The sequence below is a fragment of the Domibacillus iocasae genome (assembly GCF_001750285.1).
Taxonomy (GTDB): Bacteria; Bacillota; Bacilli; order Bacillales; family Domibacillaceae; genus Domibacillus; species Domibacillus iocasae.
The window spans coordinates 336814-349518 of the sequence record NZ_MAMP01000022.1 but is presented as its reverse complement, the minus strand read 5'-3'; the positions used below and the strand labels follow the sequence as shown (position 1 = coordinate 349518).

The following is a 12705-nucleotide window of genomic DNA, read 5'->3' as shown; positions in this document are numbered from 1 at the left end:
CTCCTCACTTAGTCCATTGATTGATTGATTTTTGATAAAACACCATTAATAAATTTGCCGGCGCGCTCATCACTAAAATACTTCGCCAGTTCAATTGCTTCGTTTACGGCCACTTTAGCCGGAACGTCGTCTGAATAGTTCATTTCGTATACCGCGAGACGCAAAATGTTTCGGTCGACTTTTGCCAATCGGTCAAATGACCATTTTTCTAGATTATTTTTAATTATTGCATCAATTTCATCACGATGTGTTTCCACACCGGCAACAATTTTGTGCAAATAACTGCTGTCACTTTCATCGCCGTCTAAGACATTCTCAACTGCCTCCGCTGACTCCGCTCCACTTAAATCCATCTGATAAAGAGCCTGTATGCCCTTTTCCCGTGCCGTGCGTCTATTCATTCGATTGCTCCTTTATATTTAATGCCTTTTTGATCATAGCATAAAAAAGCCCGGGCGAAAACAATCGAAAAGTGCAACGCGCCCGTTTATCACCGACAAGAATAGGGCGAGCACTGTCGGAGACGCTTTTTGCCTTAAAGGGCCTCATGTTTAGCAAGCATCCTGCCTTCGCACTTCAAGATTGCCATGGCGCCTTGAGCTGGGCAATGAGAAAAACGCTCCAGCAATGCCGGAGCGCTTTCATTATTAAACTTCGTCCTGGTACTCGGGTTCAGGCTGCTTTGTTTCAAATTGAATACCAACAATATGAATATTTACTTCATTCGCTTCAAGAGCCGTCATGTTTAGAAGTGTTTGACGGATGCCTTCCTGCACAAGCTGTGCCACTTGTGGAATGGAAACACCAAATTTTACGACACAATACACATCCACTTTAATGCCTTCCTCTGTTAAATCAACGCGGACACCTTTGCCATGATTTTTTTTGCCAAGACGCTCCACAACACCGGCCGCAAAACTGCCGCGCATTTTTTCGACGCCATCTACTTCTGATGCGGCAATGCCGGCAATGACTTCAATCACTTCGGGGGCAATTTCAATACGGCCATGGCCGCCTTCCCCATTGCTCATTTCAAGTACCTGATTCACAGATTGCTGTTCTGACATGCTATGCACCTCCATTAGATTTGAGTTTTCATCACATCGTACGTTTCAAGAAATTTCGTATTGAAATCTCCACTAATAAATACGTCATGCTCAAGCAGTTTTTGATGGAAAGGAATAGTTGTATGAACACCTTCCACAACAAATTCTGAAAGCGCCCGCTTCATCCGTGCAATCGCTTCTTCCCTCGTTTTTCCGTGCACGATTAATTTCGCAACCATTGAATCATAAAATGGCGGAATCATGTATCCCGGATAAACGGCAGAGTCGATACGAACACCAAATCCGCCTGGCGGAAGGTAGCCTTCTACTCTTCCAGGTGACGGCATGAAATTTTTCTCTGGATTTTCTGCGTTAATCCGGCATTCAATCGCCCAGCCCTCAAATGTGACATCTTCTTGTTTAATGGACAGTGCTTCGCCGGAAGCAACACGGATTTGTTCTTTAATTAAATCAACGCCCGTAACCATTTCAGTTACTGGATGCTCTACTTGGATTCGTGTGTTCATTTCCATAAAATAAAACGTGCCGGCATGTGCATCATAAATAAATTCTACCGTGCCTGCGCCTGTATAATCAACCGCTTTTGCTGCTTTAACAGCTGCTTCACCCATTTGGGCTCTTGTTTTTTCATTTAAAGCCGGTGATGGCGTTTCTTCAAGCAGCTTTTGCATGCGCCGCTGAATGGTGCAGTCCCGCTCGCCAAGATGGATGATATTTCCATGCGTGTCAGCCATCACTTGAATTTCAACATGGCGGAAATCTTCAATAAATTTTTCAAGGTAAACACCCGGATTGCCAAAAGCAGTCGCCGCTTCTTGCTGCGTCATGTTAACGCCTTTTTCAAGCTCTGCCTCATCACGTGCGACACGAATCCCTTTTCCGCCGCCGCCCGCTGTTGCTTTAATGATAACCGGATAGCCAATTTGAGCAGCTACAGCCAAACCTTCTTCAACATCTTTAATGATCCCATCCGAGCCTGGAACAATCGGCACTCCTGCTTTTTCCATCGTATCACGTGCAACGTCTTTTGTACCCATTTGTGTAATCGCTTCAGGTGATGGACCGATAAACGTAATATTACATTCACGGCACAATTCTGCAAAGCTTGCATTTTCCGCCAAAAAGCCATAGCCGGGGTGAATCGCGTCTGATTCCGTCAACTTGGCAACGCTGACAATATTTGTGAAGTTTAAATAACTGTCTTTTGAAGCTGTTGGTCCGATGCAGTATGCTTCGTCTGCTAACTGCACGTGCAGCGCTTCACGGTCTGCTTCTGAAAATACAGCCACTGTTTCAATCTGCAGCTCTTTGCAGGCACGAATAATCCGAACTGCAATTTCGCCGCGATTGGCAATCAATACTTTTTTAATCATCGCAAATTCTCCTTTATTCCGGTTTGACTAAGAAAAGCGGCTGGCCGTATTCAACGAGCTGGCCGTCTTTTACGAGGATTTCGACAATTTCGCCGTCCACTTCCGCTTCGATTTCGTTAAACAGCTTCATTGCTTCAACAATACAGACTACAGAGTCTGATTTAATTTTAGATCCAGGTTTTACGTATGCTTCTGCGTCCGGTGATGGTGATTGATAATATGTTCCAACCATTGGCGAAGTGATTTTATGTAAATTGGAATCTTCTGCTGCCGCCTTTGGCGCTTCCGGTGCCGGTGCTTCTTGGATAATAGATGCAGTCGGTTGAACAGCCGGTGTTAATTGAACAGCCGATGCCGGTGCTTCCGGTGCTGCAGCGTATGTAGTCGTTCCGGTAGATTTTTTCATTTTTAGCTTGCTTCCTGCTGATTCAAATACAAATTCTTCAATTCCTGATTGATCGACCAATTTGATCAACTCTCTAATTTCTTGTACTTTCATGTATTCTACACCCCTTTTAGGAAATAAATATGAGCCGTTTTACTATAGCAAAAAAAAAAGCTCCTTTTCTCATTTTATCTTTTTTTCTTCAATTAGCAAATACAGAATTTGAATGAAACAAGCCCGCTTCGTAAAAAAGCGGGTTCTTTTTTTATTTAAATGGCTCAAATTCCACTGAAACAGGCATTTTATCGCCCATTTCTTCTTTTGCCAGCCTGATTAATTCATTGGCGGCCTCAGTAGAATGGCTGTCCGCTTTTACGGTAATTCGAATTTCTCCATCCATCGTTCGAACGAGTGCATCCTCATATCCTTTTGACTTAATAACCGTTTCTAACATCCGTTCGTTTGATGCCTGCTCGTCCAACTGCTGCATATTTGTATATGCTTCATCTTTTTCTTCAGCCGACAAATCAGCGGATGCCACTTTTGCCGTTAATTCTTCTTTCAGACGGCTGCGTTCTTCTTCCGCTTCAAGACGAATCATTTCAAACACTTCATCACTCGGCGTTTCTTCAACCGCCACATCCACATCTTCTGCTGGTTCCGGGACGGTTTCTTCAAGTGTGGATACGGGCAGTAATTTTTCAGGACCTGTCACGTAATAAACACCAAGCACAGCAGTTAAACTGACCATTGTAAACAGCCAAACGGTTTGTTTTTTCGGCATTAGTTTTCTCCTCCTGTTTTCCCCGGCATGACGGCCACACGGTGCATTGGAACACCGAGTACACGTGTGACTGCTTCTACCATTCGCTTTTTCACCTGGACACGATCAACACCCTGGGCGACGATTAATACCCCTTGAATGTCGGGCTTGCGTGTTTCTGTCATAACCGGACTTTCCACATCTCCGTTGCGAATAACCGCCATTTGTTCATCTGTCGTTTCGTCGCCATTCCCATTTGAAGAAACGATATTTTTTTCATAGACGCTTCGTTCAGAAGAAGCCAGGTTCACAATGACCGAGACATTTGAAACGCCGTTGATTTCACTCAGCACACGGGTCAGCTCCGATTCATAGTTTTTTTTCAAATCGGTTTCAGCAGCTGCAACAGGCTTCGTTCCAGTTTCTTCGGGTGGTTCAGATCCATATCCATTTAAATCACTAAGAGCCATGAGAGCAATGCCGCCGCCAAGCATGATGGCCGCCCATTTCAGCGGCTTATCCGCCTTTCCATTTTTCCACTTTGTTATAAGCGAATGCCGGTCAGCCACCTCCTCGTTCCTCCTTTTCCATCACCATATTCAGCTGATGATCCTCAATATTCCACTTTTCTGCTAAGCGGCTCTGAATTTCCTGTTCAGGGCAGCTTCCATTCACAAGTACTTGAATGTTTTTCAGCTCTTCTCCATCCATTTCAGCCTGAACGTCGAGCACTTCGCAGGACGAAAAAGCTGCAGCAGCCGTTTTTGTATCAGCGTAAAGCTGTTGATTTACGTACGTATTAGAGGCCAGTTCAGATACGTCTGACAATTGATTCAACTGCTGTTTCGTTTCCTGCTCAAAAGACGATACGTTTTGTTCATTCGAAAAGGAAAATGACCAGTCGACTGATAAAAGCGGATTAACGAGTGCAGCCATAATGACGAGCCCAGCGGCCAGCCGCACATATTTTTTCATCGGCGAGTCGGCTAAGAGCATGTCCACAACAGAAGCACACAATAGAAGCGCCAGAACTGACGACAGCCAGTCAAAAATCGCCTGCATTGTTTCACCTCATCATATAAGCGGCATTTCCTGCTGAGACAACAGCGGCCATAAACAGAAAGTACATAAAGGACACAAGTGCAAGAGACGCCAGCATATATGACATCGTTTTCCCGATCACTTCAAGAAGAGAAGCAGCAGCTGAATCACCGAGTGGCTGCAGGACAGCAGCGGAGGCTTTATACAAGAATACAAGGACCATCAATTTGACGACTGGAAACAAAGCAGTTAAAAGCAAAAGGCCAATACCTGCTGCGCCTGCTGTGTTATGGATCATCAATGCTGCTCCGGACGCTGTATCAGCAGCATCTGCCATCATTCGGCCCACAACCGGCACAAATGTACCGCTTAAAAATTTAGCTGTTTTCACCGTTAATCCGTCCGCAGCAGCGGCTGTCATGCCTCTCATCGTTAAAATGGCCAGAAAAACGGCCATGAAAGAACTGAGAAGCGACACGCTGACTGTGCGAAGCAATGACGCGATCCGATCTGCATTGTAGTGGTCTGACAAGAGACTAATTAAACTAAAGAGAACAGAAAAAATAAGGCATGGCAAAATAATTTGATCAATTAAAATACCGGATCCATTCATCATAAAAAGAAGCAATGGTGGAAACAAAGCAGCGGACGCCACTGCACCGCTTATCGTTAATAAAGCAATCAAAACGGGCATGAAAGCCATCATAAAAACAGTCATTTGCTCAACTGCCACAGATACGGATTCTACCGCCAGACGGAATGTATTCATCGCTAAAATAAAGATCGGGATTAACACCGCCGCTTCTGCCGTCTTGGTGACGGTTTGTGTTTCAAGTGCTTGTCCAACTGTTTTTAACACAGAAGCCAAAATCGACAGTAAAAAAATAATCGCCAGACTTTCTGCATGCGTCGTGATTTCAAAAAAAACATAGGACTTCAATGCAGACAGCCAGCTGTCGAGCGAAAAAAAAGACGCTAAATCAAAGTTTGCAATATCAAGGTCCATTTTCTCCGGCATAAACGGTCCATACAGCTGCTTTAACTCACTCCATCGTTTTTCAAGCGCCGATAAATCCGCTTGCTCCATTATCGGCTGCCATAAGTGTTCCATGGATCACCGCCCTGGAAGCATGTTTAAAACTGTTTCAATTAGTATGGTCAAAATAGGCAGGATGAGTGCCATAATGATCATTTTCCCCGCGATTTCCATCTTTGCAGCAAGTGCCTGCTGTCCCGCGTCTTTTGCAATATTCGCAATAAATTCCGAAATAAAGGCAACGCCTACCGCTTTTAAGACAGTTTCAATGTAAAGATTCTCCGCACCGGCATAAGCAGCCATTTTTCGAACAGCTGTAATGAGCTTGGCCATTTCATCGGCAAACTGGTAAAGAAGAATGCTGCACGTAAATAAAACGAACAACAGCGAAAAACCCGGATTATATTCATTCAGCAGAATGGCTAGAAAAACAGCAACAAGTATGATAGCGGCAATATGGGTAATCGCAATGGGCAAACCGCTCCTGTCATTGAAATAAAAAAACCGATTTAATTTTATCGAACAACTGCCCGACAATCGTCGCGGCCATAAACAAAATATAAATAAAACCAAACAATGTCACCCACTGAGCATATTCTTTTTTGCCAAGCTGTTCTAAAATCGTATGCAAAAAAGCGGCAATGATGCCAATCCCAGCAATTTTAAACAACAAATCCACGTCCATATTCATGTTTCGCCCCACCCTATAAAAGCAAAATGGCTGTCATCATGCCGAAAAGCAAGCTAAGCGAGCGGGTCATTCCGGAAAGCCGCTTTTCTTCGACAGCGGCTTCTTCACGCTGCTTTTCAAGCTGTTTTAATACCAATTGAAGCTTTCGTGCTTCTGCGGACTGCGTGACCGCGCCCAGCATACAGCCTGCCTGCTCAACAATTTGCACATCTCTTTTTTTTAATGCCAGCTGACCCGCCTGCTGATTTAGAATAGTAGTCCAAAGCTGGCCGGCACTGTCGTCGCATGTGGCCAATGCTTCCGCAAATTGATAAAAAGCGGTGCTCGCCGGTTTTTCAATTGCTTTTGAAATGGAGCGTGCTGCTGTTTCCATCGACTCTGCTCCATAAGCAATGGACGACTCAAGCATAATAAATGCCGTCTCAAACTGGCGGATTTGACGGACTCGTTCGCTATACGATTTTGACTTATAAAAGCCGATAAACAAACTGGCTGCCATTATAAAGAACGCTCCCGCCCATTTCATCCGACCACTTGGCTTTCACGTTTTAAAATGGTTACATGATGTTCGCGGCTCACTTCAATATACGTGTCGAACAGGCCGCTTTCTTTTATGTGCCGAATAACCGGCCGGCGCAGTGCTTCTTTCAGGGAATGCGCGTGGACCGTTGCAATGACCGCTATGCCCGCATTTAAGGCTTCCGATAACGCCTGTGCATCTTCTTCCCGTCCAATTTCATCCACAATGAGCACATCCGGACTCATCGACCGGATCATCATCATCATTCCTTCTGATTTCGGACACGCATCAAGTACGTCCGTCCGCGTGCCTACGTCAAGTTGAGGAACACCATGCAGACAGCCCGCGATTTCAGAACGTTCATCGACAATGCACGTTTTCATGGGCGGAATGCGGCGCTTCTCGTCTCCCGTTCCGGCTATACGTGCAATATCTCTCAGCAAGGTTGTTTTGCCAGACCTTGGCGGACCAATTAACAGGGCACTTTTCCATCCACTTTGAAAGAGTGAGGGCAAAAGAGGAAGAGCAGCTCCTTTTTTCTCTTTGGCAATCCGGATGTTAAAAAAAGACAGATTGGTCATGGAAGACACGGCCCCTTCTCTCATGACCGCTTGTCCCGCAATACCGATCCTGTGCCCTCCTTCAATCGTCAAGTATCCACGTTTCAACTGTTCTTCAAGCCGATAAATAGAGTGCTTCGTGATTTTATGGACAAAAGCAGCGCGCTCATATTCTGAAAAAATGGTGGACAGCACGTACGGCTTCGGTCCTGACAGTTCAATTTTCTGCCCGGTTCGAAGCCGGATTTCTTCAATAGCCGGATCGCTTTTCAAAAGAGGACTGACAGCCTGGGATGTCGATTCGGGTAAATAAGGCATAATGGTTTTATAGGGCAATCCGCCGCCTCCTTCCGTTCTTTTCACATTGTATGAACGAAAAAGGTACATTATCCATGAAAAAAACCGCCAAACAGATTGGCGGTTAAATCGGTTATTGGTTAATATGGGCAAGTGCCTCCTGGGAAAGTGTTCGGTAGGCAATGTCGTCCATCGGCGGGTTATGAAGACCGGCACGTACATTTTGCCAATAGCGGTGAAGCGGGTTTTTCTCAGATAAACTTCTAGCGCCAACAATCCGCATGGCCATATCAGTCACATCAATGGCTGCATTCGTGACGAACGATTTTGCCGCAGCCATTTGCGGCTTAATCGGTTCATCCGGCTCCCGATCGTAAAGTTCAGCCGTTCGATATAGAAATTGCCGGGCTGTCATCAGCTTCATTTCCATTTCCCCGATTGTTTGTTCCATTACAGGCAATTCACCAATGGGATGATCAAGCGCAGCCGGTGTATACGTTGCCGCAAACTGCAGCGCGTAATCGCGGGCTGCTCCAGCAATGCCAATGTAGCAGGCCGGAATATGAAGCAATGATCCTTTTCGGCGGGCACGATACGAGTCATCGAGCTTTTCAACAATGTAATGAGCCGGTATCCGTACATTTTCAAGGATTAAATCGTGACTGGCTGTCCCGCGCATGGCCACGCTGTCCCATGTTTCACGAATCAATACACCCTCCGTTGACATTGGAACGAGAAAGACGGCCGATTTATTGGTTTCAGCAATCGAAGCCGATACAAACACATAATCAAGAACGGGTGCGGCAGACGTAAATGTTTTTTCGCCGTTCAAGACGTATTCATGACCATCGAGCACAGCCTTCGTTTTAAACGCCGCTCCCCGAAGCGGACTGCCGGCATTGCGCTCGCTGGCTGCCGCATTAATGAGTTTTCCTTTTTGCACTTCTTCGACTAAAAAATCAGCAATATCCGGATTCCAGTGCCGGTACTCCGCATACTCCATTAAAATGCCGGTATGCCAGCCGATCGAAAGGCCTGTTGCCCCGCATCCTTTCGCAATCAGTTCCTGGTGCTGGACAAAATCAATAAGTGACATACCACCATTTTGAGGCAGCATCGCCTTCGTATAGCCGATTTTTTTCAAATCGTTTATATTGTCAAACGGAAATGAATTCAGCTTATCAAGTGCCGGCTCCCGTGATTGAAAAACCGGGATCAGCGGCTTTATTTTTTCTTTCATGTTCAAAACGATCGACCTTCTTTCTGTTTATCTTCCTTTATCGTACGAAGAAGCGGCCCGGAACGCAAATAAAAAGAGCGCACCCGTTAAGGTACACCCGCTGAAGTGATTATGCTCGTGATACGTATGATCCATCTGTTGTATTAACAATAAGAACATCGCCTTCGTTTACGAAGAATGGTACGTTAACAGAAAGACCCGTTTCCACGATCGCCGGTTTTGTACCGCCTGACGCTGTATCGCCTTTAATGCCCGGCTCTGTTTCCGTTACTTTTAATTCAACTGTGTTTGGCAGTTCCACACCCAGTGTTTCAGTACCAAACATCATGATGGATACTTCCATATTTTCTTTCAAGAACTTCAATTCATACTCAATTTGAGAAGCCGGAAGTTCAATTTGGTCGTATGATTCTGTATCCATAAATACATGCTGGTCTCCATTTGCATACAAATACTGCATACGGCGGTTGTCGATTTGCGCTTTCCCAACTTTTTCACCGGCACGGAATGTTTTCTCCTGAATCGCACCAGTACGAAGATTACGAAGCTTTGAACGAACGAACGCCGCTCCTTTTCCTGGTTTTACGTGCTGGAAGTCTACAACGCGCCAAATACCGTTGTCTACCTCAATTGTCAAGCCTGTACGAAAGTCATTTACTGAAATCATGTTTGTTCCTCCTGGAGTGTTTACAAAATAATAAGTTCTTTAGCGGAATGTGTGAGCAGTTCATTTCCGCTTTCCGTGAGTAATATATCGTCTTCAATCCGTACACCGCCGATACCCGGCAAATAAATGCCCGGTTCTACCGTTACGACCATGCCGGATTGAAGCGGCTTATCGTTTAAAACAGAAAGTCTTGGGCTTTCATGTACTTCAAGTCCTAAGCCGTGTCCTGTTGAGTGACCAAATGCATCGCCATATCCTTTTGACGAAATGATATTACGCGCTACAGCATCTGCTTCTTTTCCGGTCATACCCGGCTTAATTTGATCAACTACCGTCATTTGGGCTTCCAATACGATCGCATAAATTTCTTTTAATTGATCCGCCGGTTCGCCCACAGCAACCGTACGGGTAATATCTGATGCATATCCTTTATAATAAGCACCAAAATCAAGCGTCACAAAGTCACCCGATTGGATCTCTTTCCCAGTAGCCACACCGTGCGGCAGCGCAGAGCGGGCACCCGAAGCGACGATAATATCAAAGGAAGAAGAAGCTGCACCGCATTTTCTCATAAAAAATTCAAGTTCATTTGACACATCGATTTCTTTCGCTCCCGGCTTTAGAAAGTCCAGAATATGCTTAAACGCTGCATCTGCAATGTCACACGCTTCCTTTAATATCTTAATCTCTGATTCCGTCTTAATCAAGCGCAAGTTTTCAACAAGTCCTGCGACCGGCTCAAGCGTACCGTTAAAATGCTTTTGAAGCAATTCAAACTCTTGATATGAAATGTATTCTTTTTCAAAACCGAGCGTGCGTACACCCAGTGTTTCAGCCTGCTTCATCGCTTCCTCAAAAAGCGATTTTGTATGCTGGACAATGGTAAAGCCCTCTGCTTGTTTCATTGCCTGCTCTGTGTAGCGGAAATCAGTGAGAAAAAACGCTTTTTCTCCTGTTATAAGCGCCGCACCTGCTGTACCAGTAAACCCACTTATGTAACGGCGGTTATACGGACTCATAATGAAAAGACCGTCCAGTCCTTTTGTAGCCATCTGTGAACGCAGCTTTTCAATTCGTGTCATTTCTTACCCCTCCTTATTCACAAAAAAATCAAGCGCCATTTCATATCCGTAAAGCCCGAAACCACACATTTGCCCCACAGCATGAGGCGCGATGACAGAAAGGTGACGGAATTCTTCACGAGCGTGAATATTTGAAATATGTACTTCAACGACCGGCACTTTTATGCCAGCCACCGCATCGCCAAGGGCGTGACTGTAATGGGTAAAAGCGCCAGGATTAAAGATAATGCCAGCCAGTCCTTCATCTTCCGCAAGATGAAGTCTTTCAACAAGCTCTCCTTCAAAATTTGACTGAAACGTAATGATTTCTACTCCAGCTTGTTCTCCTCGTTTAACAACTCGTTCTTCAAGCTCGGCAAGTGTCGTATAGCCGTAAATGTGCGGCTCGCGTTTTCCCAGCCGGTTTAGGTTTGCACCGTTCATGAGCAAAATTCTCTTCATCATATGTCCCCCGCCTATTCATTTTTCCCGATTAGTTTACCATATTCCTCCGGCCGCTGACTACCTGCCCTGCTCGTGATGCCAGGAAATTGTCATACTAATAAACAGGCAGTATCCTAAGAGGAGAGCAAAAACAGTGATTAAATGAAGAGGATTTTGATCCGCTATGAAAAAAACAATAAAAAAAAGAAACACAGTAACTGCTATTCCCGAAAGGAAGGGCTTTCTTTTCCGGAGCAGCGCATAGTATAATAAAGACAGCACGATGGAGATAAATACGATCAAAACAGCCGCAATTCCATACTTCACAATCGTCGATGACGACAAAGCAGACAGCATCGATATCGGATTCCAGCTCATAAAATGAAATGTGTAAGCAAGCCAGCTAAACAGAAAAAGCAGCAGTCCGGCCGCAATGCCTGTTTCAAAAACACCGCGCTTTAAATAATCAGAATGTTTGGAATTATTTTGTTTACTCATCTTCTTTCCTCCTCTGAACAAGTCTCGCTTTTATTTTAGCCGGATTCCCGCTAAAATATGATTACTACCTGTCCTGCCTAAGGATGAATGAAAGAAGGAACTAGTGAAATGAGCAATGAAAAGCCCGTATATGGAGGCCAGGCCGTTGTCGAAGGCGTCATGTTTGGCGGGAAAAAGCATACGGTAACAGCCGTACGGCGAAATGACGGATCAATCGACTATTTTCATTTACCGCGTACAGTCCGCCCTGCCCTGCAAACAATTAAAAAAATTCCGTTCGTTCGGGGTATTGTCGCCATTTTAGATGCCGCCGCTACAGGATCTAAGCATTTAAATTTTGCAAATGACCGATATGATGTGAATCCTGGGGAGGAAGAAACAGAAGCAGAAGAACCGTCCAAGCTAACACTCGTATTCGGGGCGGCTCTCGTCGGTATCTTATCGTTTCTGTTTGGAAAATTTATTTTCACCCTTGTTCCTGTCTTTTTGGCTGTACTCACGAAACCCGTTTTTTCAAGTGACCTGTCACAAATTTTAATTGAAGGATTTTTCAAGCTGGTGCTGCTGCTCGTTTATATTTATTTGATTTCAATGACGCCACTTATTAAAAAGGTGTTCCAATATCACGGAGCGGAGCATAAAGTGATTAATGCTTATGAAAATGGTTTGCCGTTGACTATTGAAAATGTTCAGAAATCTTCCCGGCTTCACTACCGCTGCGGATCAAGCTTTATTTTATTCACAGTCATTGTCGGCGTTTTCGTGTATATGCTTGTACCGACTGAGCCATTATATATACGAGTGTTAAATCGGCTGGCGCTTATTCCTGTTGTTCTTGGTATTTCATTTGAAGTACTGCAGTTGACGAACAAAGTCCGTGACATTCCAGCATTAAAATGGCTCGGCTATCCAGGGCTTTGGCTTCAGCTTTTAACGACAAAAGAGCCGTCAGATGATCAAGTAGAAGTCGCAATTGCTTCTTTTGAGAAATTAATTTCCATCGAAGAAAGTGCTGAAAAAGGGTTAAAAGCAGACGAAATTGTCTAATATGTAAGTAACACT

The 12705-nt window shown here is 44.8% G+C and carries 18 protein-coding genes; 1 reads left to right on the top strand and 17 read right to left on the bottom strand.

Going from position 1 to position 12705, the window contains the following annotated elements:
• Nucleotides 1–8: 8 nt before the first annotated feature.
• From nusB to BA724_RS12495, 17 genes are all read right to left on the bottom strand, one after another.
• A complete protein-coding gene (gene nusB, locus BA724_RS12575) occupies nucleotides 9–401 on the bottom strand; it encodes a transcription antitermination factor NusB (protein WP_069939001.1) in 393 nt (130 codons plus the stop codon).
• Between the two features lie 246 nt (nucleotides 402–647).
• On the bottom strand, nucleotides 648–1067 hold the full coding sequence (locus tag BA724_RS12570) for an Asp23/Gls24 family envelope stress response protein (protein ID WP_069939000.1): 420 nt from the start codon (nucleotides 1065–1067) through the stop codon (nucleotides 648–650).
• A 14-nt stretch (nucleotides 1068–1081) separates the two neighbouring features.
• A complete protein-coding gene (gene accC, locus BA724_RS12565) occupies nucleotides 1082–2440 on the bottom strand; it encodes an acetyl-CoA carboxylase biotin carboxylase subunit (RefSeq protein ID WP_069938999.1) in 1359 nt (452 codons plus the stop codon).
• Nucleotides 2441–2453: 13 nt separating this feature from the next.
• The gene (gene accB / locus BA724_RS12560) at nucleotides 2454–2939 is read right to left on the bottom strand and encodes an acetyl-CoA carboxylase biotin carboxyl carrier protein (RefSeq protein WP_069938998.1); all 486 of its coding nucleotides are present in this window, start codon (nucleotides 2937–2939) and stop codon (nucleotides 2454–2456) included.
• Between the two features lie 151 nt (nucleotides 2940–3090).
• Nucleotides 3091–3609, bottom strand: coding sequence for a SpoIIIAH-like family protein (locus BA724_RS12555; protein ID WP_069938997.1), 519 nt, complete (start codon nucleotides 3607–3609; stop codon nucleotides 3091–3093).
• Nucleotides 3609–4157, bottom strand: coding sequence for a hypothetical protein (locus tag BA724_RS12550; protein WP_069938996.1), 549 nt, complete (start codon nucleotides 4155–4157; stop codon nucleotides 3609–3611). Before BA724_RS12550 ends, BA724_RS12555 begins: the two co-directional genes overlap by 1 nt.
• A complete protein-coding gene (locus tag BA724_RS12545) occupies nucleotides 4150–4650 on the bottom strand; it encodes a stage III sporulation protein AF (RefSeq protein ID WP_069938995.1) in 501 nt (166 codons plus the stop codon). The genes BA724_RS12550 and BA724_RS12545 overlap by 8 nt, the downstream gene beginning before the upstream one ends.
• 4 nt (nucleotides 4651–4654) lie before the next feature.
• Entirely contained in the window at nucleotides 4655–5740 is a 1086-nt protein-coding gene (gene spoIIIAE / locus BA724_RS12540; protein WP_069938994.1) for a stage III sporulation protein AE, read from the bottom strand.
• 3 nt (nucleotides 5741–5743) lie between these two features.
• Nucleotides 5744–6142 carry a SpoIIIAC/SpoIIIAD family protein gene (locus BA724_RS12535; RefSeq protein WP_069938993.1) on the bottom strand — a complete coding sequence of 133 codons (399 nt, stop codon included), beginning with the start codon at nucleotides 6140–6142 and terminating at the stop codon, nucleotides 5744–5746.
• Between the two features lie 10 nt (nucleotides 6143–6152).
• Nucleotides 6153–6356: a stage III sporulation protein AC gene (gene spoIIIAC, locus BA724_RS12530; protein WP_046180415.1), complete on the bottom strand. Its 204-nt coding sequence runs from the start codon at nucleotides 6354–6356 to the stop codon at nucleotides 6153–6155.
• A 13-nt stretch (nucleotides 6357–6369) separates the two neighbouring features.
• Nucleotides 6370–6882, bottom strand: coding sequence for a hypothetical protein (locus tag BA724_RS12525; RefSeq protein ID WP_069938992.1), 513 nt, complete (start codon nucleotides 6880–6882; stop codon nucleotides 6370–6372).
• Nucleotides 6879–7772, bottom strand: coding sequence for a stage III sporulation protein AA (spoIIIAA, locus tag BA724_RS12520; RefSeq protein WP_083256242.1), 894 nt, complete (start codon nucleotides 7770–7772; stop codon nucleotides 6879–6881). The genes BA724_RS12525 and spoIIIAA overlap by 4 nt, the downstream gene beginning before the upstream one ends.
• Before the next feature lie 94 nt (nucleotides 7773–7866).
• Complete coding sequence (locus BA724_RS12515; RefSeq protein WP_069939251.1) at nucleotides 7867–8973, bottom strand: acyl-CoA dehydrogenase family protein; 1107 nt, start codon at nucleotides 8971–8973, stop codon at nucleotides 7867–7869.
• Between the two features lie 109 nt (nucleotides 8974–9082).
• Nucleotides 9083–9640, bottom strand: coding sequence for an elongation factor P (gene efp, locus BA724_RS12510; protein WP_069938991.1), 558 nt, complete (start codon nucleotides 9638–9640; stop codon nucleotides 9083–9085).
• A gap of 20 nt (nucleotides 9641–9660) precedes the next feature.
• Nucleotides 9661–10722 carry a M24 family metallopeptidase gene (locus BA724_RS12505; protein ID WP_069938990.1) on the bottom strand — a complete coding sequence of 354 codons (1062 nt, stop codon included), beginning with the start codon at nucleotides 10720–10722 and terminating at the stop codon, nucleotides 9661–9663.
• Between the two features lie 3 nt (nucleotides 10723–10725).
• Nucleotides 10726–11163 carry a type II 3-dehydroquinate dehydratase gene (aroQ, locus tag BA724_RS12500; RefSeq protein WP_069939250.1) on the bottom strand — a complete coding sequence of 146 codons (438 nt, stop codon included), beginning with the start codon at nucleotides 11161–11163 and terminating at the stop codon, nucleotides 10726–10728.
• 60 nt (nucleotides 11164–11223) lie between these two features.
• Nucleotides 11224–11643: a YqhR family membrane protein gene (locus tag BA724_RS12495; RefSeq protein ID WP_069938989.1), complete on the bottom strand. Its 420-nt coding sequence runs from the start codon at nucleotides 11641–11643 to the stop codon at nucleotides 11224–11226.
• A 108-nt stretch (nucleotides 11644–11751) separates the two neighbouring features.
• Here BA724_RS12495 and BA724_RS12490 point away from each other — a divergent pair, with 108 nt between their 5' ends.
• The gene (locus BA724_RS12490) at nucleotides 11752–12690 is read left to right on the top strand and encodes a DUF1385 domain-containing protein (protein WP_069938988.1); all 939 of its coding nucleotides are present in this window, start codon (nucleotides 11752–11754) and stop codon (nucleotides 12688–12690) included.
• The last annotated feature ends 15 nt before the right edge of the window (nucleotides 12691–12705 follow it).